The following is a 24,161-nucleotide window of genomic DNA, read 5'->3' as shown; positions in this document are numbered from 1 at the left end:
GGGCTTTTTTCATCGTGCAGACGGACCTAGCGGCCGATCGACCACCAGCCGCGCTTTTTCGGCTTGCCATCGTCTGATGCGTCACTCTCGGCCTCGGCGGATTCGAGTTGCCGGTCGCTCTCTGGCGCAGCCTCGGCCACCGGCTCCACTTCGGGTTCCGGAGCAGACGTCGCTTCGGCCAAGGTGTCCGCGTATACTGGCGCTTCTGACGCCGGCGCTTGCTCAGACTGCGCAGCCTCTTCGGGCTCGGCCTGCGCTTCCGGGGTGACCTGCTCGGCGGTGCTGGCGACCGGCTCGGGCTTCTCGACTGCGGGTTGCGCCGCTGCTTCGGGTTCCGGCACTGGCTCCGCCGCAATCGCCGCCTCGACCGGTGCCGCTGCTTCTGCGGTTTCCGCGACCGGCACCGTTGCTTCGGCGTCAGGTTTGGTCACCGTTTCGGCCGGAGCTTCCTCAACCTTCTTGCGGCTGCGGGTCCGGGTGCGCTTCGGCTTGGGCTTTTCCTCAACGTCACTGTCAGCAACAGCGGTCTCAGTCGCCGCATCCTTGGCTGCGGGCTTCTTCGCGCGCGACCGGGTGCGTTTGGCCTTGGGCTTGGGCTCTTCGGCAACCGCCTCGACTGCCTCAGCTGTACCGTCCACCGCCTCCGCAGGCGTCGCACCCGTCTCGGTCGGTTGCGTAGCTTCGGTATCCGCCGCTGCCGGTGCTTCCGCCGCGACCTCGGCCGGGGCGTCTTGCGACGTCACGACCTCTGTTGCGACCGCTGCAACCGGCTCCGCAGCATCCTTGCCTTCGTCGTCGCCGTTCTGATCCTCGGACTCGCCGTTGCCGTTGGACTTGCCCCGGCTGCGCCGACGCCGCCGACGACGCTTTTTCGGTTTGCCGTCGTCATCGCCGGACTCGCCATTCGGCTGGGCCGGTGCTTCGGATACGACTTCCGCGTCTTCGATCGGCAATTCGTCTTCGACGTCGTCCTCGTCGACCTGGTCTTCATCGACCTGATCCATCAGCGAGGTGTCGACCGACACCACATAAGCGGTCGCCTCGGGCACGGTACGGGTCGCAGTCTTGAACTTTTCAAGGCTGAAATCCGGGCTGACAAGATGCGGGTCACCTTCGATCCGGACGGCCATGCCATAGCGCAGCTCGATCTGGGCGATGTGTTCCCGCTTCATGTTCATCAGGTAGTTGGCGATGCCGACCGGGCATTTCGCCAGCACTTCACGCGACCGCTTGCGCACGCCCTCTTCCTCGATCTCCCGCAGGATGGACAGCGCGAGATTGTCATCCGAGCGGATCAGACCGGTGCCGTGGCAGGCCGGGCACGGCGATGTCGTCGCCTCGATCATGCCGGGGCGCAGGCGCTGACGGGACATTTCCATCAGGCCAAAGCCTGAAATCCGGCCCACCTGGATGCGGGCGCGGTCGGTCTTGAGCTTGTCCTTGATCTTCTTTTCGACAGCGAGGTTGTTCTTGCGCTCGTCCATGTCGATGAAGTCGATCACGATCAGGCCCGCAAGATCGCGCAGACGCAGCTGGCGTGCCACCTCTTCGGCTGCCTCGAGGTTGGTCTTGGTCGCGGTCTCCTCGATCGAGCCTTCCTTGGTGGCACGGCCCGAGTTCACGTCGATCGCCACCAGCGCCTCTGTCACACCGATCACGATATAGCCGCCCGACTTGAGCTGCACCGTCGGGTTGAACATCGAGCTGAGATAGCTCTCGACCTGATAGCGCGCAAAAAGCGGCATGGATTCAGCGTAATGCTTCACGTTCTTCGCGTGGGACGGCATGATCATCTTCATGAAGTCCTTGGCGATGCGGTAGCCGCGCTCGCCCTCGACAAACACCTCGTCGATGTCGCGGTTGTACAGATCGCGGATCGACCGCTTGATCAGGTCGCCCTCTTCGTAAATCTTCGCGGGCGCAATCGACTTGAGCGTCAGCTCGCGGATCTGCTCCCACAGACGCTGCAGGTATTCGTAGTCGCGCTTGATCTCGGTCTTGGTCCGCTTGGCCCCGGCGGTGCGCACGATCAGGCCGGCGCCCTTCGGCACCTCGATGCTCTGTGCGATTTCCTTGAGCTTGGAGCGGTCCGCGGCATTGGTGATCTTGCGCGAAATGCCGCCGCCACGCGCGGTGTTGGGCATCAGCACGCAATAACGTCCGGCAAGCGACAGATAGGTGGTGAGCGCCGCGCCCTTGTTGCCGCGCTCTTCCTTGACGACCTGCACCAGCAGGATCTGACGGACCTTGATGACTTCCTGGATCTTGTAGCGGCGCGGGCGCGGTTTGCGCACCGGACGGAAATCCTCCTCGGTGTCGTCATCTGCAACCGATTCAATGGATTCGTCACGGTCAGACGCCTGCTGAACTTCGTCAGTGTCCTCGGCCGCCGTCTCTGCACCTTCGGCCTGATCGTCCTCGGGTTCGTCTACCGGGGTCGCCGCAACGGTCTCCATCGGCGACAGACCTTCGACATCCGCCGCATCGTCGTCGTCCAGATCAATGGTCTCCATGCCCGACACCTCTTGCGAGGTGGTGGCATCATCCGACCGGGTGCTCTCGGGTTTGGAGCGCCCGCGGGTCCGGGTGCGGGACCGCTTGGGCTTTTCGTCTTCGTCTTCGCGTTGCTGGGCCTCGGCATAGGCCTGCTCTTCGTCCATCAGCGCCTTACGGTCAGCGACGGGAATCTGATAATAATCAGGATGAATCTCGGAAAAGGCGAGGAACCCGTGACGGTTGCCGCCGTAATCGACAAAAGCCGCCTGAAGCGACGGTTCGACCCGGGTTACCTTTGCGAGATAGATGTTGCCAGCAAGCTGGCGCTTGTTTTCGGATTCAAAGTCGAATTCCTCGACCTTGTTTCCGTCAACCACCACAACGCGGGTCTCTTCCGCGTGGGTGGCGTCGATAAGCATTTTCTTAGCCATTTTGTCCGTTTGCACACCAGACGCGCGCCGGACCCTGGCGGGAACAGCGCGGTGTGGGGGTGTCTTGTCAAGGCGAGGGGCGGCGCGCAGGCAGGCAAAGACCTTTGGTCTTTCGCCGGGTGCCTCAGTATGATCGCGCGCGTCATCGCGGTTCTTCTCCGACGCAAGAGCGGTTAGATCCCTGGGGATCCTGTCCGTCTGCGCCCATTTAATGCCCGACGCGCGGTGCGCCCGGGCGAACTTGGTGGCCTTGCGGCCCTATCGGTCTGTCCAGGTCTCGGGGATTTCCCCGTGTCGATCTGTCCAGCGAAACTCTTGCGGCGTTTCGCGATACGCGAAAACGGCCTGTCGAGCAGCATAAGGCCACGGTGCCTGCCATGACAATGGGCAATCGTCAGGCAAAGAGCGTTAGTATACTTAAAGTTGTTGAACAACCCTTCCGGGATGTGACATGTCACCAGTCTTTGGCCAACGGCGCGCATTTGCCGCCGCGCCCCGGGGGCCGCACCACTGGCCTGGGGACATGGCGATAACCCGCCCTACACCTTGGGCCATTTCTGTTGCATAAGACGGCGACGACTCAACTTTGCCTTCAAGGACAGATCCCATGCATGACATCCGTGCCCTCCGCGAAAATCCGGCTGCTTTTGATGCAGCACTCTCGCGTCGCGGGGGCGCAGGTGTCTCGGACGCGGTCCTGAAGCTGGATGAGGCCCGCCGCGGCGCGATCCATGCCGCCGAGACAGCCCAGGCCGAGCAGAATGCGGCCTCGAAACTTGTCGGCAAGGCCAAGGCGAGCGGTGACGAGGCCGAGTTCGAACGGCTGCGCGCGCTGGTCGGCGACAAGAAGGCCGAAGTGGCGGCGATGCAGGCCCGCGCCAAAGAACTGGACGAGGAACTGACAACGCTGCTGATGGGCATTCCCAACCTGCCCTATGACGACACCCCCGAGGGCACCGACGAGTCCGACAATGTCGAGATCCGCCGCTGGGGCGAGCCGCGTACTCTGGATTTTGCCCCGAGGGAACATTACGAAATCCCGGCTGTGCTTCCGGGCATGGATTTCGAGACCGCCGCCAAACTGTCGGGCGCCCGTTTTGTGGTGTTGTCGGGCGCCGTGGCGCGGGTGCACCGGGCGCTGGCGCAGTTCATGCTCGACACCCATGTCGAGGACAACGGCCTGACCGAGACCTGGACCCCGGTTCTGGTGCGCGACGAGATGATGCTGGGCACCGGACAATTGCCGAAGTTCGGCGAGGACAGCTACCGCACCACAAACGGCTGGTGGCTTGTTCCGACCGCCGAAGTGACGCTGACCAACATCGTGAACGGCCTGACGGTCGAGCAATCCTCCCTGCCGCGCCGTTACGTGGCACACACGCAATGTTTCCGCTCGGAAGCCGGTTCGGCGGGGCGCGACACCGCCGGGATGCTGCGACAGCACCAGTTCGAGAAAGTCGAGATGGTGTCGATCACCCATCCGGACAACAGCCGCGAAGAGCTGGACCGGATGACCGGTTGCGCCGAGGGCATTCTGGAACGATTGGGCCTGCCCTACCGTACGGTTGTGCTATGCACCGGCGACATGGGATTTGGCGCCCGCCGCACCCATGACATCGAAGTCTGGCTGCCCGGACAGAACATGTACCGCGAAATCAGCTCGGTCTCGGTCTGTGGCGATTTTCAGGCCCGCCGGATGAATGCCCGCTTCAAGCCGACGGCCGGAGGCAAGCCCGATTTCCTGCACACGCTGAACGGATCCGGACTGGCTGTCGGGCGCTGCCTGATCGCGGTGCTGGAAAACGGGCAGCAGGCCGATGGATCCGTCGAGTTGCCGCAGGCGCTGCACCCCTGGCTGCGCGGCAGGACATGCATCACCGCCCAGGGCGCGCTGGTCTGAACCATGGTACGCCTCTGGTCCATACTGGTTCTGGTCTCCGCACTGGCCTTTGCCGCCTCGCCCTGGCTGGTCGACGGTTTCAACGGCTTTGCGCCCGAACAGTTCCCGGTGCCGCAGAACGAACCGCCGGTGCAGCCCGCAGGGTATGCCTTTGCGATCTGGGGGCTGATTTACGTCTGGCTGATTGCCGCCGCCGTCTTTGGCGTCATGAAGCGCAGCGACGATCCCGACTGGGCAGACATGCGCCCGCCGCTCTTTGTCAGCCTGACCCTCGGGGCAACCTGGCTGCCGGTTGCGGTCCTGTCGCCGATCTGGGCAACGGTGCTCATCTGGATCATGCTTGCGGCGGCGCTGCTGTCGCTGTTCCGGGTCGGGGACACCGACCGCTGGCTGCAACAGGCACCGGTGGCGATCTATGCCGGCTGGCTCACCGCCGCCAGCGCGGTGTCGCTTGGCTTGTTGCTGGGCGGCTATGGCTGGATGCCCGAGACCCCGGCAGCGCTGTTTTCCCTGAGCATCGGCCTGATCATTGCGCTGGTGGTGCAGTACCGGCTGCACCGCATGCCCAGCTACGGGATCACGGTGATCTGGGCTTTGGTCGCGGTCATCGTCGCCAACTACCAGCCCTTCAACGTCGCCGTTTCGGGCCTGGCGGCACTGGGCATCATCGCGATCCTGGCGCTGCGCGGGACGGATACCGAATAACTCCGCCGACCTTGGTGCTCATGCACCGGAAGCACGCCAATCCTTCGCTGCCGCCCGGCCGAGGGTGAGTGCCGCGCGCTGCCCCCCTGCCCGGCGCGCCCGCTCCGCACAGGTTTCCGGCAGCCGGACCGGCCTCCCGGCGTTTTCTCACTGCGCTGCGGATGCCTGCAGCCCGGATACGCTCTGGTACGCCTCATATTGTGACAGAAACACCTGGCCGGTCATCTTTTCCAGCAGATGACCGCGCTGCAAGCGGTCCATCACCGGCCCCTTGACCTCGGAGAGGTGCAGTTTGACCCCCATCTCGGCCAGGCGTGTGTTGATCGCCTCCAGGGATTCCAACGCGCTCAGATCTATTTCATTGACCGCCGAGCACATCAGGATCACGTGGCGCAGGGCCGTTTCTCCGGCGACCCGGTTGGAGAGGTAATCCTCCAGAAATCTGGCATTGGCGAAATACAGGCTCTCGTCCACCCGCAGTGTCAGCACCGTCGGATCGGTCTGCACCGCGTGGCGCAGGATGTTGCGGAAGTGCTCGGTGCCGGGCACCAGCCCCACCTCGGCCACATGTGGCCGCGAGGTCTTGTACAGATGCAACAGGATCGACAGCAGCACGCCCGAGGACACCCCGGCCTCGACGCCGAAGACAAGGGTCGCCAGCATGGTCACAGAAACCGCGGCGAAATCGGCGCGCGAATAGTTCCAGGCCGTCCTGAGGATCGACAGGTCCACCAGACCCAGCACCGCGACGATGATCGTCGCGGCCAGCGTGGCGTCCGGCAGATAGTGGATCAGTGGCGTCAGCATCAGTGCCGCGACCGCCAGTCCGACAGCGGTAAAGGCCCCCGCGGCAGGCGTCTCGGCCCCGGCGTCAAAATTCACCACCGAGCGGGAAAATCCCCCCGTCACCGGAAAGCCGCCGGTGAAGGCGGCACCAAGGTTGGCGGCTCCCAGCCCGATCAACTCCTGATCCGGGTCAATGCGCTGGCGGCGTCGGGCTGCCAGCGTCTGCGCCACCGACACCGACTCGACAAAGCCGATCACCGAAATCAGCAGCGCGGGCACCAGCAGCTGGCGCAACAGCTCGGGTGACAGCGATGGCAGGGTCAGTGGCGGCAGGCTTTGCGGTACGGCGCCGACGATGCTGACGCCGCGGTCCTGCAGCCCCAGCCCCCAGACCAGGGCGGTGCTGACCACCACGGCCGCCACCGGCCCCGCCTTGGTCAGCGCATCGGCCACCCCGGGCGTCAGGCCGCGCGCCAGCAGCAAGGGCTTCAATCCCCTGCGCACCCAGAACAGGAACCCGGTCGCCGCCAGACCGATGAACAGGGTCCAGAGGCTGAGCGCACCCAGATTTTCCCCCAAAGACCACAGGATACCGACCAGGGTATGGCCTCCGCCTTCGATGCCGAGGATGTGCTTGAGCTGACTGGCTGCGATCAGGATGCCCGAGGCGGTGATGAACCCGGCAATCACCGGATGTGACAGAAAATTCGCCAGGAACCCAAGCCGGAAAATCCCCATGGCCAGAAGCATCAGCCCCGACAGCAGCGCCAGGCTCAGCGCGGCCATGGCATAGCCGACCGTGCCCTGGGCCGCGATGGTGCCGATGGCCGCCGCGGTCATCAGCGACACCACCGCCACCGGCCCGACCGCCAGGGTGCGGCTGGTGCCGAACACGGCATAAAGCAGGATCGGCACGATCGAGGCATACAGCCCCGCCTCTGGCGGCAAGCCCGCCAGCAGGGCATAGGCCAGGGACTGCGGGATCAGCATGATGGTGACAATCAGCGCCGCCAGCAGGTCATTGCCCAGTGCCCCGCGACCATAGGTGCGCCCCCAGTCAAGGATCGGCAGATAGCGGGCAAGGCTGCGAAGTGTCATGGCTAGGGTCCGGTACGGGCCGTTGTCCCGTCAGCGAACGGTAGCGCGGGCGAAGGGTTCAGCCGCCGGAAGAACCCCGGCGCACCGGCCTAATGTAACGGTGAGGAGTCCAAACTCAAGACGCATTCAATAAAAAGAATACGTTCCGACCCCCGTGCCGCAGGAACAGCCCCCGGATCTTGGTGGCTCGCATCGCAGCAAGCGCCAGAAAGCAGCGCGCGCGGAACGCGCGCCCATTGGGATCAGGAGCGCCCTGGCCCCGGCTCACTTGTTGGTGGGCCGCTTTCCCAGATGTTTGGTCAGGGCACCGGCATTGGTCTTGCGCCGCCCCTTGTAGGGGTTCTTGTCGGACTGACCACGCATGTACAGGCGGATCGGCGTGCCCGGCATGTCGAAATCTTCGCGCAGGGAATTCACCAGATAGCGGGAATAGCTTTCGGGCATCTTGTCCGGGTGCGAGCACATCACCACGAATCCCGGCGGCCGGGTCTTGGCCTGGGTCATGTACCGCAGCTTGATCCGCTTGCCCTGGGGCGCGGGCGGCGGATGCTGCTCCAGCATGCCGGACAGCCAGCGGTTCAGCTGTGCCGTCGACACGCGCCGGTTCCAGACCTCCTGCGCCTTCATGATGGCGGTGTGCAGCCGGTCCAGCCCCTTGCCGGTCTTGGCCGAGACGGTGACCAGCGGCGCGCCGCGCAGCTGCGGCAGAAGCCGGGTGAATTCCTCACGCAGCATCTTCAGCTTTTCCTGCTTGTCGTCCTCGATGTCCCACTTGTTCACCGCGATCACCACCGCACGCCCTTCGCGTTCGGCGAGGTCGGCGATGCGCAGGTCCTGCTGTTCGAAGGGGATCGCCGCATCCAGCAGCACCACGACCACCTCGGCAAACTTCACCGCCCGCAGCCCGTCCGAGACCGACAGCTTTTCCAGCTTTTCCTGCACCTTGGCCTTCTTGCGCATGCCGGCGGTGTCAAAGATGCGCATCGGCACCGCCACCCCGTCCGGCCCTGCCCAGTCGATCTGAACCGAGATCGCATCGCGGGTGATACCGGCCTCGGGGCCGGTCAGCAGGCGCTCTTCGCCCATGATCTGGTTGATCAGCGTCGACTTGCCGGCGTTGGGGCGCCCGACGACGGCGATCTGCAACGGCCTGGCCCTTGTGATCGGCCGGGGGGAATCGTCATCCTCTTCGCCGACGTCGACATCGACCTCGGGCGCCTCTTCCTCGGCGCGCTCTTCATAGGCGTCCGCCAGGGGCATCAGCTGGGCATAAAGATCGTTCAGACCTTCGCCATGTTCGGCAGAGAGGCGAATCGGCTCGCCGAGTCCCAGGCCATAGGCCTCGAGCACCCCGGAATCCGCAGCCGAGCCCTCGCCCTTGTTGGCGGCCAGGATCACGTGTTTGGCCCGCTTGCGCAGGATCTCCGCCAGCACTTCATCGGTGGGGGTCACGCCGACGCGCGCGTCGATCATGAACAGACAGATGTCCGCCATGTCCACCGCACGTTCGGTCAGCTTGCGCATCCGGCCCTGCAACGATTCATCGGTGGCCTCTTCCAGACCGGCGGTGTCGATCACGGTAAAGCGCAGATCGCCCAGCCGGGCCGCGCCTTCGCGCAGGTCCCGGGTGACGCCGGGCTGGTCATCGACCAGCGCCAGGCGCTTGCCCACAAGGCGGTTGAACAGGGTCGACTTGCCCACATTGGGGCGTCCCACGATGGCGAGGGAAAAACTCATGGTCAGGCTCCTCGGGTCGGCGCAGCCGCCCGTTGTCAAGCCGCCCCTCTAACGCATAGCGCGTCTAACGGAAAGCATGCAATTGCCCGTTGCCCGCGACCACGTACAGCACGCCGCCCGCCACGATGGGCCGGGTGGTCGCACCGCCGTCGATGGCGGTGCTGCCCACAAGCGCGCCGCTGACCGGGTCAAAGCTGCGGATCTGTCCGTCGGTTGACGCAACGATCAGCCGGCCTCCGGCCAGAATCGGCCCAAGATTGGCATGGGTCCGGTCACGCTGTTTCTGCGGATTGCTGCGCCGCACATAGCCGGGCAGATCGACGGCCCAGATCTGGCTGCCGGTGGTGGCGTCGAGCCGCACCAGCTGGTTGCGGTCCGAGACCAGGAACACCGAATCCCCCGCAGGCCACATCGGCCCCAGCGCGCCCTGCTTGGCCGTCCACAAACGCTCGCCCGACGCCTTGTCGAAGGCGACGGTGCGGCCCGAGAAATTGCCCGCGAAGACCGTGTTGCCCGCAATCAGCGGATCACCGGTCACATCGTCGATCAGGGCGATCGCAGATCCCTCGCGACCGCCGGCAATGTCGGCGTTCCACAACCGCAGACCGCCCTGACGGAAGGCCGCCTGCAGGGTGCCGTTGCCATAGGCGAAGACCACGCGCTGATCGTCCACCGCAGGCGCCGGGGCACCGGCGACATTGTTGATGTCAGCCACCCCGTCGATCTGCCAGCGGATGCGCCCGTCCTGCGCCTCGATGGCCCAGGCGAGATTGTCCCCCGAGGTGAGATAGACCACGCCATCGCGGTAGGTCGGCGCACCGGTCGCGGTGCTGTCCAGTCGCTGGGTCCAGATCTCGGCCCCCGTGGCTGCGTCCATCGCGCTGAGAGTGCCGAACCCGGAGGCAACATACAGCCGCCCGTCGGCTGCGGCAAACCCGCCGCCCTGGGCCTGGCTGTTGTCGTCGCGCAGCGGGGTGAGATCACGGGTCCAGAGCACCTGCCCGCTGCTGGACACGGCCGTGACCTGATTGGCGCTGTCCAGGGTGAATATCCGCCCGCCTGACGCCACCGGATCAGTGTTCAGCTTGTGACGTCGCCTGTCGCCCTGCCCGATGTTGACCGACCACAGCGGTGACAGGCCACTTGCCAGGGCGGCGTGATCCGTACGCACGAAGGGGCTGACCGGGCTTTGGGGCCAGGACGTGTTGGCCACCTGCCCGGGCAGGTTGATGGCGCGGGCGGTGTTGGCTGGGGCGGCCTCGTCGGCACCCCGGGTCTGCAGAACTTCGCGGATGCCCAGCCGTTCTCCGGGCAGGATCGCTTCGCGTTCGCTGCAGGCGGCGAGCAGGGTCGCACCCAGAAGACCGGCCATAATCGTCATATTGCGCAAAGGTCTGCCCCCGTGGTCCGTCTGATCCCGTGCCGGGACTTTATCCGGGCGGAATGTACCGCGCCCGGCGCCGTGCACCCTGGCCTGTTCAGGCCGCATCCAATGTTCCGCCCAGCGACACAATCAACTGTGATGCGCGGCGGCGCAAGCCTGCAGTCGCCTCGCTGTCGGCCAGAATTGCCTTCAGGCGGCTCAGCGCCGACTCGGTGTCACCCGCCTCGATGTCCAGCAGCGCAATCTGTTCCTCGGCGAGCAACCGAAGCGGCGCGCCCGCGGTTGCCAAGGCCTCGAATCCGCTGCGCCGCACGTCGATACTCAGGGCGCTGCCTTTCCGGCTCAGCGCCTTGAAGCTGGCAATCTGGCGGTAGATCAGCGGAACGTCGCTGGCGTTTGCAATGGTATCAAGCGTCTGCGTCGCCGCTGCGTCGTCCTGGGCGTCGCCCTGTTCGGCTGCCAGCAACATCGCCAGTATCGCCTGCGCCCCGGGCTGAGGTGCCTGTATGGCGGAAAGGGCTGCGATCCGGGCTTCGGCGTCGTCGGACTCCAGCGCCGCAGAGATCGCATCACCAAAGGCCTGAGCACTGCTGCGCGCCTGTGCCTTCTGGTATTCCCGCCAGGCGGCGCCGCCGACGATCAGGACCACCACCAGGATTGCAATCCACCCGTATTTGCGAAAGCTCGCATAAAGCCGGTCACGGCGGACCTCTTCCGTCACTTCGTCGATGAAACTGTCGGTATTGCTCAAGGGGCGCCTCGCGTCGGGTTTGCGGTTTGCTCCCTCATACCCCGCTCGTCCCGGACTGCCAAGCCATCTGATCCAGAGGCTAAATTCGGTCGCGCACCGTCAGGGGCGGCAGGCCGGCATGCCCGGTTCGCCCGCACGCCGCCAGTTCACTGCGCTTTTTCCGCCAATTGATGCGATAGTGACATTTTGTGGCATGTATTCTGACATACACGCGCGCTAATTCTTGTAAAAAGTCGTGCGGTATTTTATCTGAACCAGTCAGTTCAGTGTATTTTCGCAGTGCCGGTCAGGAATCAGCCCCTCCGGTCCGCCCATTGCCCGAAACAGGAAATTCCGCATGCGCCTTATTCCGATCCTCACTGCCCTGATCGTGGCTGCGGTGCTCTACGCGCTGGTGATCGAGCGTGAGCGCCTGCTTGAATTCGCCCGGCAGATGAGTCCGGTCCGCAGCGCCGAGACGGCGCAGCCCCCTGAAGCACCACAGCCAGACACGGTGGCCGAAGCCGCCGCCGAGACCCAGGCGCAGGGTGCGGTGGGAGTGGTCGCAATCCATTCGGTGGCCCGCGAGGTCAACAACGCCGTGGTTCTGCGCGGCGAAACCCAGGCCCTGCGCGAAGTGGACGTTCAGGCCGAGAGTTCAGGCAAGGTTGTGTCGGTGCCGCTGCGCAAAGGCGCGTTTGTCGAACAGGGCCAGGTGCTGTGCCGGCTGGACCCCGGCACCAGCCTCGCCAGTCTGGCCGAGGCAGAAGGCATGCTGCTCGAGGCGCGCGCGCGCATTCCCGAAACCGAAGCCCGCGTTCCCGAAGCCGAGGCCCGGCTCGCAGAGGCCCGCGCCCGGCTGGAAGAAGCCCAGATCACCGAAAATGCCGCCACAAAGCTGTCGCAGGGCGGTTTTGCCAGCGACACGCGAGTCGCCGGGGCACAGGCCGGCAAACGCAGTGCCGAAGCGGCGGTGAGCAGCGCCGAGGCCGGGCTCAAGGCGGCGCAATCGGGCATGCAGGCGGTTGACGCCGCGATCCAGAGCGCCGAGGCGGCGGTGGCCCGCGCGCAGACCGAGATTGACCGTCTGACGATCCACGCGCCATTTGCCGGCCTGCTGGAAACGGACACCGCGGAATTGGGCAGTTTGATGCAGTCACAGGGCGGCAGCGCGCTGTGCGCAACCATCCTCCAGCTGGACCCAATCAAGCTGGTCGGCTTTGTTCCCGAAGTGGGTGTCGGCCGTATCGAGGTCGGCGCGCCCGTGCGTGCCCGCCTGACCGAGGGCGGTACGGTCGAGGGACGCGTGACCTTTCTGTCGCGCAGTGCCGATCCGTTGACCCGCACCTTCCGCGTCGAAGTCACGGTGCCGAACCCTGACCTTGGACTGCGGGCCGGACAGACGGCGGAAATTGCGGTGCAGGCCGAAGGCGCACCGGCGCATCTGGTGCCGCAGTCGGCACTGACCCTGAACGACGAAGGCGCCCTCGGGGTGCGCACGGTGGATGCCGACGGACTGGCGGCGTTCCTGCCGGTCGAGGTCTTGCGCGACACGCCCCAAGGCATGCTCGTGACCGGCCTGCCGGACAGGGTCAGCATCATCACCGTCGGCCAGGAATATGTCACCGATGGTGTTCCGGTCGCGCCCAGTTATGAGGATGTCCTGCAATGACCGGTATCGTCGACTGGGCCGCCGGCCGCGCCCGCATGGTGATTGCCTTTATCGTGCTGTCGCTTGTGGTGGGCACCTATGCCTATGTCGCCCTGCCGAAAGAAGGCGAGCCGGACATCGAAATCCCGGCGCTGTTCGTCTCGGTTCCCTTCCCCGGGATCTCGGCGGCGGATTCCGAGACGCTGCTGGTCAAACCGATGGAAACCGAGCTGTCGGATCTGGACGGTCTGAAATCGCTGGGCGGCACCGCTGCGGAAAACTATGCCGGCGTGTCGATGGAATTCGAATTCGGCTGGGACAAGACCAAGATCTTGGCCGATGTGCGCGACGCCATGACCAAGGCACAGGCAAAATTCCCGGAAGGCGCCGAGCAATACACGATCAACGAAATCAATTTCTCCGAATTTCCGATCATCATCGTCAACCTGACCGGCCCGGTGCCGGAACGCACCATGGCGCGGGTCGCCAAGGACCTGCAGGACCGGCTGGAATCGCTGGACGCGGTGCTTGAGGCCGGGATTGCCGGCAACCGGGACGAGATGCTTGAGGTCCAGATCGACCCGCTGCGGCTGGAATCCTACAACGTGACCGCCGGCGAGTTGCTGGCGGTGGTGCAGAACAACAACCAGCTGATTGCGGCGGGAGAGGTCGAAACGGCGACCGGCAGCTTCGCGATCAAGATCCCGTCGAGTTTCGATTCCGCGCAGGACATCTACGAACTGCCGGTCAAGGTGAACGGTGACCGGGTTGTGACACTGGGGGATCTGGCGCGCATCTCGCTGACCTTCGAGGACCGCACCGGCATTGCGCGTTTCAACGGCGAGAACACCGTTGCGCTGCAGGTGGTCAAGCGCAAGGGCTATAACCTGATTGATACCGTCACTCTGGTCAACGCCGAGGTCGCCGCCGCACAGGCGGCCTGGCCGGCGGAACTGCGCGCCGTGGTCAAGTCCGGCACTTCGAACGATCAGTCCCGGCAGGTTGCCAGCATGGTCAGCCAGCTCGAGGGGTCGGTGCTGACCGCCATCGCGCTGGTGATGATCGTGGTTCTGGCCGCCCTCGGCACCCGCCCCGCGCTTCTGGTGGGGTTCGCAATTCCGACCTCGTTCCTGCTCTGCTTTGCCTTTCTGGCCCTGATGGGCATCAGCGTTTCCAACATCGTGATGTTCGGCCTGATCCTTGCCGTGGGCATGCTGGTCGACGGCGCCATCGTCGTCGTCGAATATGCCGACAAGCGGATTTCCGAAGGGTCCGGCCCGATGAGCGCCTATGTCGAGGCCGCAAAGCGGATGTTCTGGCCGGTTGTGTCGTCCACGGCCACAACGCTGTGCGCTTTCATGCCGATGCTGTTCTGGCCCGGGGTGCCGGGGGAGTTCATGGGAATGCTGCCGGTCACCCTGATCTTCGTGCTCTCGGCTTCGCTGGTTGTGGCACTGGTCTATCTGCCGGTCATGGGTGGTGTCACCGGACGGTTCTCGCGGATCCTCGACCGGGCCACCGGCGCATTGAAGCGGCGGTTGCCCTGGCTGGTCCGCCTGGCCCTGGTGCCGGTTGTGCTGTTTGGCATGTTTGTCGGCGCGATGATGATCCTCAACCCCGCCTATCTCTTTCCGCCCCTGGCCGCCGGTTTTGCCGGCATGCTCCCGGGGATCGTGGTGTTCCTGCTGTTCGCGGTGTCGGCCTCGATCGTGATGGGCGCGGCCCGGATCGAACGCCGCAAGAAGCGTATCGACGGGCGGTACCGCAGAACCCTGTTCGGCTGGTTCATCACCGCCATCGCGGGCAATCCGGTGATGCCGCTGGTGACCATCGGATTGGTGGGTTTCTTTGTGGTTTCGACCTTCAGCTACTTCGGAGCCAACAACAACGGTGTCGAATTCTTTGTCGAATCCGAACCCGAGCAGGCGATCGTCTATATCCGCGCCCGCGGCAACCTGAGCCTGACCGAAAAAGACGCCCTGGTGCAGCGGGCCGAAGCGGTGGTGCAGGCGCATCCCGGTGTGAAGACCGTCTTTGCCTTTGCCGGCGAGGGGGGCCTGAACAACAACACCGGCGGTGCGCAGGGGCCCAAGGATGCCATCGGTCAGGTGCAGTTCGAAACCATTCCCTGGGAGGACCGCGCCGACCGCCCCGATCTGGACGGCAACGTCGTCATTGACGAGCTCAGCGCCGAACTGGCGAAGATTCCCGGCATCAAGACCGAAGTCACGGAACTGGCCCAGGGTCCGGCCAGCGGCAAGCCGGTGCACCTGCGCCTCAAGGGACAGAACTGGCAGGCGCTGCTTGATGCGACGGCCCAGGCGCGCGCGCGGTTCGAAGCGACCCCCGGTCTGGTCCAGGTCGAGGACACGCTGCCCCTGCCCGGCATCGACTGGCAGATCGACGTCGATGTGGAAAAGGCCGGCCGCTATGGTGCGGATGTCGCCGTTGTCGGCGCCATGGTGCAACTGGTGACCCGCGGCATCCTGCTCGACACCATGCGGGTCGACAGTTCGGACGAGGAAATCGACATCCGCGTCCGCCTGCCCGAAGAATACCGCCTGCTGTCCACTCTGGACACGCTCAAGGTGCGCACGGCTGACGGTCTGGTGCCCCTGACGAACTTTGTCAGCCGCAAACCGGTGGCCAAGCTGGCCGAGATCAACCGGATCGACCAGAAACGGTATTTCGACGTCAAGGCCGACGTCACGCCGAACCTTGCCAAACTGGTCGGCGACACTGCCGATGGCGCGCAGACGCAGGCCATCGTCAAGGTGCTGGAAGACGGCAGGAGCTTGCAGGATTCGCTGCGTGATCCGAGCGGAACGCAATATGCCCTCGTCTCGCTCTCGGACGGCTTTGACCGCGAGGCCGTCTCCGAAGACCTGACCGAGGGCGATCTGCGCGTCGTGCCGATCAATGGCAACGAACGCATCGCCCTGCTGAACGAATGGCTGGCCACCAGCCCCCTGCCCGCCGGAATCGAAACCGAATGGACCGGCGATCAGGAAGAGCAGGAAGAAAGCCAGGCGTTCCTGGGCAAGGCGTTCGGCGCCGCTCTGGGGCTGATGTTCATCATCCTGCTGGCGCAGTTCAACAGTTTTTACAACGCCACGCTGGTGCTGCTGGCTGTGGTCCTGTCCACCGCCGGGGTGCTGATCGGCATGCTGGTCATGGGCCAGACCTTCAGCATCATCATGACCGGCACCGGCATCGTCGCGCTGGCCGGGATCGTGGTGAACAACAACATCGTGCTGATCGACACCTATCAGGAATACGAACGCTACATGCCGCGGATCGAAGCCATCGTGCGCACCGCCGAGGACCGCATCCGCCCGGTCCTGCTGACCACCATCACCACCATGGCGGGCCTGGCGCCGATGATGTTCGGGCTGAGCCTGGATTTCTTCGGCGGCGGGTATTCCATCGATTCCCCCACCGCGCTGTGGTGGAAGCAACTGGCGACGGCAGTGGTCTTTGGCCTTGGTATCGCCACGGTGCTGACGCTGGTCTTTACACCGTCGATGCTGGCCCTGCGGGTGTGGTTCGTGACCTATGTGCGCTGGTTCGCACGGCTTCTGGCCCGTCTTTCCCTGGGACGGTCGAGCCGGGCCGCACGCGACTGGGCATTGCAGCGCGCCGCCCGGCGCATTCACGCTCCGGAAATCCTGTGGGAAGACGACGCCCCCGCGCAGCGTGACCTGCAACAGCAGCCGGAACTGCCCCTGCGCGCCGCCGAATAGCGGCCCGCCCGCGAACCAAAGCGCGTCGGCGGTGTGATATCTTGCGAAAGAACCCGCGCCGCCGTCGCTGTCAGGCGGCTTCTTCCTCGTCAGCCTGCTGGCGTTGCCAAAGCTGGGCGTAACGTCCCTGCCGCGCCAGCAATACGTCATGCGTGCCGCTCTCGATCACTTCGCCGTCCTGCAGCACCACGATGCGGTCAGCATCGGCGATGGTGCTCAGACGATGCGCGATGGTGATCACGGTGCGGCCTTCGGCGGCGACGCGCAGGGCCGACTGGATCTCGGCCTCGGTTTCGGTGTCCAGCGCGCTTGTCGCCTCGTCCAGCAACAGGATCGGAGGGTTCTTGAGCAGGGTGCGGGCGATCCCCACCCGCTGCTTTTCTCCGCCCGACAGCTTCAGCCCGCGTTCACCGACCATGGTGTCATACCCCTCGGGCAACTGCGAGATAAAGTCGTGGATCTGCGCCGAACGCGCGGCGGCGATGATCTCGTCATCGGTCGCGCCATCGCGGCCATAGGCGATGTTGTACCGGATGGTGTCGTTGAACAGCACCGTGTCCTGCGGCACCACACCGATGGCGTGGTGCAGGCTGTCCTGCGTCACGTCACGCACGTCCTGCCCGTCGATGGTCAGCGCGCCGCCGGTCACGTCATAGAACCGGAACAGCAGCCGCCCGATGGTCGACTTGCCCGACCCGGACGGGCCGACCAGCGCCACGTTTTCGCCCGCGCCGACCTTCAGCGACACGCCCTTGAGGATCGGCCGCTCGGCGTCATAGCCGAAACGGATGTCTTTCAGCTCGACCACCCCGCCTGACACCTGAATCGCGCGCGCTCCGGGCTTGTCGGTCACTTCGGCGGGCTGGCCCAGCAGATCGAACATCTGGCCCATATCGACAAGGCTCTGGCGGATCTCGCGGTAGACCGTGCCCAGAAAGTTCAGCGGCATGGTGATCTGGATCATGTAGGCGTTGACCATGACAAAATCGCCCACCGTCAGGGCACCGCGCTGGACCCCCACCGCGGCCATCACCATCACCCCGACCAGGCCGGCGGTGATCAGCACCGACTGGCCAAAGTTGAGGAATGCCAGCGAGGTCGCGGTCTTCACCGCCGCCGCCTCGTAACCCTGCATTGCCCGGTCATAGCGCCGGGCCTCGCGGGTTTCGGCACCAAAATATTTGACGGTTTCAAAGTTCAGAAGTGAATCGATGGCCTTCTGGTTGGCATCGGTGTCCTGATCGTTCATTTCGCGGCGCAGCTTCACCCGCCATTCCGTCACCTTGAAGGTGAACCACACATAAAGGCCGATGGTGACCGCGACCACGACCAGATACCAGACGTCGAACAGAAAGAACAAAACCCCCGCGATCAGCAGCAGTTCGAGCACCAGCGGCCCGACGCTGAACAGCATGAAGCGCAGCAGGAAATCGACCCCCTTGACGCCGCGCTCGATGATCCGCGACAGCCCGCCGGTCCTGCGGGTGATGTGGTAACGCATCGACAGGTGGTGGATATGACTGAAGGTTTCGAGCGCAAGCGCCCGCAGGGCACGCTGCCCGACCCGGGCAAAGATCCCGTCGCGCAGTTGCTGAAAGCCCACGGTCATCAGCCGCGCCATGCCGTAGGCAACGGTCAGTCCGATCGCGCCCAGCGCCAGATCCGGCACTTCGCCACCCAGCGTGTCGACGGCCGCCTTGTACAGCAGCGGCGTGCCGACGGCGATCAGCTTGGCCACCAGCAGCAACACAAGCGACAGCGTCACCCGATGGCGAACCCACGGCGCATCCGCCGGCCAGAGATACGGGGCCACACGGCGGATGGTGCGCCAACCCGAGGCGCGCTCTTCGCGGGCAAGTTCTGCGGTTTCCGGCTCCGGCGCGGCATCTGGCGGCATCGTGTTTCCTTGATCCATACCGGGACGGAATAGACCGGAGCGCCCGAAATGGCCAGAGCCCGCACCGCGAGCATGGCGGCCATGCAGGCGCCGCTTTGGCACAGTTGCAGGGACAATTGTCCGCGGTACGGTCACACCGCGCCGACACCGGATCTGCGCTCAGAAAGACGCGCAGCCAGGCGTCGATGAAGGTGGCTTCACTCGGCAGGCAGCGGCAAGCTGAGAGTAAAGTGGAACTCCGGCTCAAATTCCGTCGTCACCTTGCCGAACCATTTTGATTCAATCAGCTGCTGGATCAGCTTGGTCCCGAACCCGGTGCTGGGCGCAACCACCGCCGCACAACCGCGCACATCGCGCCAGGTCAGTACAAAATCCTTGCCACCCTCTCTCGAAACGACATTCCAGCTCAGGGAAACGCGACCGTCCGCGCCGGAAAAAGCTCCGTATTTGCTGGAATTTGTCGCCAGTTCGTGCAGGACCAGACCCAGATCAAAGCACAGATCCGCCGCCAGGATCACGTCGCGTCCCTTGATCTCTGTCCGACCCTCAAACGGCTCGAGCGTCTGCGCCACCAGGTCCCGCACACCGCATTTGGTCCAGCCCTCATTGCTGATCAGCAGGTTGGATCGCGACATCTGCGCCAGACGCACCTCGAACTTTGATTTCGCTTCGGTCAGGTTTTCCGAGTTGCGCACGGTCTGATTGAACACCGAGGTGACGAATTGCAGCATATTGCCTGACCGGTGCGCGATCTCGCGGACCAGTAGCATCTGGCGTTTGCCGAATTCGTGCTGCCGGTGGCAACTGGCGATCAGGTTCGCAACGGTGACCAGAAACTCGACCTCACCCTCGCTGAAGTCGCGCAATTTGGTATCATGCACGCCGATGACGCCAAACGGGCGCGACCCGGACCCCGGTATCGTCACGCTTATGCCGCTGCGCACCCCGTGGTCATGCAGCAGTGCCGGGCCATCAAACCGGGTTTCGCTCTGCAAGTCCCGCACGACGACAGGGCCCTGCACTGACAGGGTATAACCCGCCTGCGACGCCAGTTCGACACCGACTCTGGCCTGTCCGACCAGACCGCTTTTCCAGCCAACACCGGCGGCCAGCCAAAGGTGATCCGCCTGATCCGCATAGGGCAGAATCTTGGCCAGCGGCAGTTCCAGAACCTCGGCCACCAGCGCGATGGTGTAATCCATGAATTCCTGGAACGAGCCCTTTGCCAGAGCCAGGGCGCCGATTTCACTCAGCGCCTTTTGCAAGGCCAGCTGCTGTGCCTTTTCCCGTGCCTCGCGCAACTCCCGGGTGATGTCGCGAGAGATGACCAGAAAACCGGTCGGTGTGCCGTCAGCATCGCTGATCAGGGACAGCATTTCGTCCCAGGTCGTCACCTTGCCGGACTGGTTGACGAAGTCGGCAGTGAAACGGCCGGAGCCGGTCCGAAGGGCGGACCGGCTTGCCTCCAGTGCTGCACCGCGGTCACCACCCTGCCAGAAATCGAAGTAATTCATACCCACGGCTTCGTCTGCGTGCGACAGTTCGAGGCTGGTGCAGCCACAGGGGTTGATGGATTGCAGGGTCCCGTCGAGATCCAGCAGTTTGATACAGTCCTTGCTGTTGCGCAGGATCGATTCGGTCAGCAGGTTGCTGGTGTCCCGGGCACGCTCGATCTCGCGGAGCTCGGTGATATCGTTGATCGTGTTGATGGCGCCGATCATCTCGCCCGCGGTGTTGTGGATTGGCTGCGGTGACACCAGTACATGTTTGAGAGCGCCGTCCGGGTTCTCGACAAGGATCTCCCGGTTGCTCAGCGGCTGGTTGGTTTTCAGGCAGACCGCCATGGGACAGTCCTCATGCGCCATCGGCGTTCCGTCCAGGGACTGTATTCGGAACGACCCGCACCACTTGCTCACTCCGACGGTCGGCTCACGGCCCCAGAGTCTGGCGGCAGCCGGATTGAAATACGTGATGATGCCGTTGCTGTCCGTCGTGTACACAGCACTCGACATCGCATCGAGCAACGGCTGCGATATATCCATGCCTGCACCTTGCGGCAGGCTGCTCAGGGTCGTCGAGGACATCTCCGTACGTTCCTTCTTTGCGGGCAGCGCCCCAGAGGATCAGAGTCAAGCGATGCTAATTTAGCACGATATGCATCGCTGAAAATCAAGTTCAATGTCTGGATCGCATTTAGTACGAATTCGGCCCGCGCTGTCACCAGCCCACGTCACCCGGGCAGACAAACCGTGCACGCCGGCCTGCCGGTGATGGCCGGGGTGCACGGTTTGTCAGGCTTCGCCTCGCCCGGTTCGCCGCGCTCCGGGCACAGTCCCGGCAAGCTGGTCACTCGGGAATGGTGAACACCTGCCCGGGGTAGATCAGGTCAGGATCGCGGATCGCTTCCTTGTTCGCTTCGAAAACGCGGACATAGGCAATGCCCTCGCCATAGCGGTCACGGGCGATGGCCCAAAGCGTGTTTCCGGGCTGGACGGTGACAGCCTGGACCGCCGCATCCCCGGCCCTTGCTGAGGCTGCCGCCACTGCATCGGAAGTTTCGCGCAGAAACGGGCTTTCGACTCGCGACGTGACGCTGCCCCGTGGACCAAGCTGGTCGACACGCAGGGTATAGGTGCCACTGGCGATATCGCGCAGCAGCACCTGCCACCGCCCGTCAGGACCGATCTGCGACGCGCTGACCGGACGGTTGTCCAGATAGATGCGCACGCTGTCCGCGCCCCTGCCCCGCCCGGTGAGCACGACCGCACCATCATCTTCATAGGTGATCGCGTCCAGCGCGACCTCACTTTGGACGACCGGCCGCGCCGTGGGTCCCGACGGCGCCTGCAACACCTGGACGCCCGTACTGTTCGACAGGATCACGGTCGGTGCCTGCCCCGATGCCGGTGCCGTTGTCGTGGCAGGTGGCGCGGGATCGGTGTCCGCCGCGCCCGCGGTCCCGGGCTTGTCCGGCGTCACATCCAGTACGGTCGGCGTCGCCGCGCCCGCATCCGGAGCGGACAGCGCGGCCACCGCCTCGGTGGCGGCCTCTTCTGCGGTGACGGTGATGGCTGCGCCTGCGACCGCTTCGGCAACGTCTTCCGCCTGCAAGGCCGCGGTCTGGGCCGGTTCCGCGCCGCTGTCCCCTGCCAGTGCCGCAACCGGCGCCGCCGGTCCGGACTGAGGCGGCGCGACGTCGGCCGCCGACAGCGGGTCGTCCTGTGCAGGGGCAATCGCATCGGTACCCGCGGCCGTGGTCGACAGCCCGGAGGCCGACGGGGTCTGCGCGGCATCACCCGCGCCCGTGTCCTGTGCCATGTCCGACGCGTCGATGGCGGCTTGCGAGGATGGCGCAAGGATGACCTGGTCAGCCGAGTCGAGCGCACCGGTCGGCGACGGCACCCGCAGGCTGATCACCCGGGCGAGATCCGCCTGGGCAAGGCTGATGAAGCTCACGAACTTTCCGGTGGCATCGGTCTGCGTCGTGGCGACAAGCAGACCGTCGATCAGGACCTCGACCGGACCATTCGGCGCGGCAATGCCCGCGACCAGCGTTTCGCCGTCCGGCTGCACACGCACGATATCGAAACTGGGCAACACAACGTCGCCCGCATCCGGATCGACCGGCTGCGGCCCGACCGCATCCACCGCCGCCGAAGGCGGGTCCGTGACCGGCACAGCGGCGGGTGCAGGCTGCGGCGCCTCGCCACCGGACAGGTTGCCCGAAAGGTCCCCGGCGACGGGCGCCGATGAACTCGCAGTCTCGGGTTCGGGATCGCGCGGCGCCAGGCGGCCCGACAGCGCCAGTCCTGCCAGCGTCAGCGCAAGTGCGGCGGTGGCCCCAAGAGCCACTCCGCCCCCACCCTGCAATATACCGATTCTGGCCATCCGTTTTCCTTTGCCCCATCCCGGGCAGTGCTGCGGCGCTCTGAACGGTTGAGGGTGTATAACAAGAGCGTTATCACCGGTCAAAACCACAACGCCGTCAGGACCTTAATTATGACAATGAAATCGATCTGTGTCTATTGTGGCAGCCGTTCCGGCGCGAATCCGGAGTTTGCCCGACAGGCCGAAGCACTGGGTCGAGACATTGCCGCCGCGGGCTGGCGGCTGGTCTACGGTGCCGGGGATGTCGGCCTGATGGGGGTTGTGGCCCGTGCCGCGCAGGCCGCGGGCGGAGAAACCTTCGGTGTGATGCCCCAGCACTTGCTGTCCCTCGAAGTGGGCAAGACCGACCTGACCCACTTTGTCGTCACCGAAACCATGCATGAACGCAAAAAGGTCATGGTGATGAACGCCGATGCCATCGTGGTGATGCCGGGTGGTGCCGGGTCGCTGGACGAATTCTTTGAGGTGCTGACCTGGAGACAGCTGGGCCTTCACGCCAAACCGATCGTGTTGTTCAACATGGCGGGTTACTGGGATCCGCTGCTGGGTCTGCTCGACCACGTGGTCGCGCAGGGCTTTGCCGACAGCAGCCTGCTGGACTTTGTTCAGAGCGAAGGGTCGGCCAGCGCCGTACTGGACGCCCTGCGGCGCAGCCTGTCCTGACGCAGCGACGCGCCGGAATACAGCGCCAACGCGGTCCAGATCAGCCCGAAGGCCACCGCGTCGACAGGCCCGAACGGTTCGCCAAACACAAGCACGGCGCAGAGAAACTGCAACGTCGGGTTCAGATATTGCACAAGGCCGACGGTGGCCATGGTGACCCGCTGGCTGGCGTAGGAAAACAGGATGAGCGGGATTGCCGTCAACGGACCCGAGATCATCAACAGGGCGCTGGTCGCAGCATCATCGCCAAAGACGCCACCGCTGCCCTGATGCAGGTGCCACAGCCAGCCGGCCGCCAGCGGTGACAGCAGCAGCACCTCGGCCGTCACCGAAACCACCGGACCGACGGTCAGCGATTTCTTGACCACACTGTACAGACCGAAACTCAGTGCGATGATCAGCGATACCCACGGCGGCGTCCCCAGCGCCACGGACAGGATCAGAACTGCCACTGCCGCCAGTCCGACGGCGCAGGCCTGCAAGCTGCCCAACCGCTCACCGAAGGCGATCATGCCCAGCAGCACCGCCACGAGCGGATAGACGTAATATCCCAGCGACGCTTCGGTCGTGTGGCCGTTCTGAACCGAAAAGATGAACAGGAACCAGTTGGTCGAGATCATCAGCGCCGCAAACGCGAGGATCACCACGCTTCGCGCTGTGTCCAGAGCCGATCCGAGTCGTTCAAGCCGCCCCTGCACCAGCAGAACCGCGACAAAAAACGCCGCTGACCAGAGGGTGCGATGCGCCAGAACTTCGAGCGGCGGCACCTGAGAAAGCATCTTGTAATACAGCGGCGACAGGCCCCAGATGGTGCAGCTGGCCACCATCGCGAATACTCCGGCGCGTGCGCTTTGCATCTGGGTCTTCCTGCATGGTCCCTGTGAGGCGCGTTCTACCGCGCCCCCTGCCCGGCAGCAACCGGGCGCGGATGTCCCCGGCTGGCGGTTGCTGCCGCGGTCCAGCCTTTGTGGCGCCTCTGCCCAGGACTTACTGCATTTACTGCTGCCCCAGATCGACAGGCGTCCGCGCCGATCACCGACCGGCGCGGATCA

The 24,161-nt window shown here is 64.6% G+C and carries 14 protein-coding genes; 5 read left to right on the top strand and 9 right to left on the bottom strand.

The window, feature by feature from the left end; genetic code table 11:
- Positions 1 to 26: 26 nt before the first annotated feature.
- The gene (locus tag FOY53_RS08585; protein WP_146587787.1) at positions 27 to 2,927 is read right to left on the bottom strand and encodes a ribonuclease E/G; all 2,901 of its coding nucleotides are present in this window, start codon (positions 2,925 to 2,927) and stop codon (positions 27 to 29) included.
- Between the two features lie 607 nt (positions 2,928 to 3,534).
- Here FOY53_RS08585 and serS point away from each other — a divergent pair.
- On the top strand, positions 3,535 to 4,827 hold the full coding sequence (serS, locus tag FOY53_RS08580; protein WP_146587785.1) for a serine--tRNA ligase: 1,293 nt from the start codon (positions 3,535 to 3,537) through the stop codon (positions 4,825 to 4,827).
- Between the two features lie 3 nt (positions 4,828 to 4,830).
- Positions 4,831 to 5,532 carry a TspO-related membrane protein gene (locus tag FOY53_RS08575; RefSeq protein ID WP_146587783.1) on the top strand — a complete coding sequence of 234 codons (702 nt, stop codon included), beginning with the start codon at positions 4,831 to 4,833 and terminating at the stop codon, positions 5,530 to 5,532.
- Between the two features lie 147 nt (positions 5,533 to 5,679).
- Here the strand turns inward: FOY53_RS08575 and FOY53_RS08570 are convergent, their stop codons facing one another.
- The 4 genes from FOY53_RS08570 to FOY53_RS08555 form a co-directional block, all read right to left on the bottom strand.
- Positions 5,680 to 7,416 (bottom strand): SulP family inorganic anion transporter, encoded by a 1,737-nt coding sequence (locus FOY53_RS08570; RefSeq protein ID WP_146587781.1) that lies wholly within the window; start codon positions 7,414 to 7,416, stop codon positions 5,680 to 5,682.
- Positions 7,417 to 7,680: 264 nt separating this feature from the next.
- Complete coding sequence (der, locus tag FOY53_RS08565; protein ID WP_146587779.1) at positions 7,681 to 9,153, bottom strand: ribosome biogenesis GTPase Der; 1,473 nt, start codon at positions 9,151 to 9,153, stop codon at positions 7,681 to 7,683.
- Positions 9,154 to 9,217: 64 nt separating this feature from the next.
- On the bottom strand, positions 9,218 to 10,525 hold the full coding sequence (locus FOY53_RS08560) for an outer membrane protein assembly factor BamB family protein (RefSeq protein ID WP_246107332.1): 1,308 nt from the start codon (positions 10,523 to 10,525) through the stop codon (positions 9,218 to 9,220).
- 106 nt (positions 10,526 to 10,631) lie between these two features.
- A complete protein-coding gene (locus FOY53_RS08555) occupies positions 10,632 to 11,288 on the bottom strand; it encodes a tetratricopeptide repeat protein (RefSeq protein ID WP_146587775.1) in 657 nt (218 codons plus the stop codon).
- 337 nt (positions 11,289 to 11,625) lie between these two features.
- Between FOY53_RS08555 and FOY53_RS08550 the strand changes: the two genes are divergently transcribed.
- On the top strand, positions 11,626 to 12,939 hold the full coding sequence (locus tag FOY53_RS08550; protein WP_146587773.1) for an efflux RND transporter periplasmic adaptor subunit: 1,314 nt from the start codon (positions 11,626 to 11,628) through the stop codon (positions 12,937 to 12,939).
- Entirely contained in the window at positions 12,936 to 16,661 is a 3,726-nt protein-coding gene (locus FOY53_RS08545) for an efflux RND transporter permease subunit (protein WP_146587771.1), read from the top strand. The genes FOY53_RS08550 and FOY53_RS08545 overlap by 4 nt, the downstream gene beginning before the upstream one ends.
- A 70-nt stretch (positions 16,662 to 16,731) precedes the next feature.
- Here FOY53_RS08545 and FOY53_RS08540 read toward each other — a convergent pair whose 3' ends face one another.
- From FOY53_RS08540 to FOY53_RS08530, 3 genes are all read right to left on the bottom strand, one after another.
- The gene (locus FOY53_RS08540) at positions 16,732 to 18,558 is read right to left on the bottom strand and encodes an ABCB family ABC transporter ATP-binding protein/permease (RefSeq protein WP_146587769.1); all 1,827 of its coding nucleotides are present in this window, start codon (positions 18,556 to 18,558) and stop codon (positions 16,732 to 16,734) included.
- A 197-nt stretch (positions 18,559 to 18,755) separates the two neighbouring features.
- Positions 18,756 to 20,600: a PAS domain-containing sensor histidine kinase gene (locus FOY53_RS08535; RefSeq protein WP_222435233.1), complete on the bottom strand. Its 1,845-nt coding sequence runs from the start codon at positions 20,598 to 20,600 to the stop codon at positions 18,756 to 18,758.
- A gap of 304 nt (positions 20,601 to 20,904) precedes the next feature.
- Positions 20,905 to 22,446: a LysM peptidoglycan-binding domain-containing protein gene (locus FOY53_RS08530; RefSeq protein WP_146587764.1), complete on the bottom strand. Its 1,542-nt coding sequence runs from the start codon at positions 22,444 to 22,446 to the stop codon at positions 20,905 to 20,907.
- Positions 22,447 to 22,557: 111 nt separating this feature from the next.
- Between FOY53_RS08530 and FOY53_RS08525 the strand changes: the two genes are divergently transcribed.
- A complete protein-coding gene (locus FOY53_RS08525; protein WP_146587762.1) occupies positions 22,558 to 23,109 on the top strand; it encodes an LOG family protein in 552 nt (183 codons plus the stop codon).
- On the opposite strand, the gene rarD is transcribed toward FOY53_RS08525, so the two are convergent.
- Positions 23,052 to 23,966, bottom strand: a complete 915-nt coding sequence (gene rarD, locus FOY53_RS08520) for an EamA family transporter RarD (RefSeq protein WP_146587760.1) — start codon at positions 23,964 to 23,966, stop codon at positions 23,052 to 23,054. The two genes, FOY53_RS08525 and rarD, sit on opposite strands and share 58 nt — an antisense overlap.
- Positions 23,967 to 24,161: the final 195 nt, after the last annotated feature.

Origin of the sequence: Puniceibacterium confluentis (assembly GCF_007923445.1) — a bacterium.
Lineage (GTDB): Bacteria > Pseudomonadota > Alphaproteobacteria > Rhodobacterales > Rhodobacteraceae > Puniceibacterium > Puniceibacterium confluentis.
Note: the sequence above shows the minus strand (reverse complement) of the source record. Positions and strands in the feature narration are given on the sequence as shown.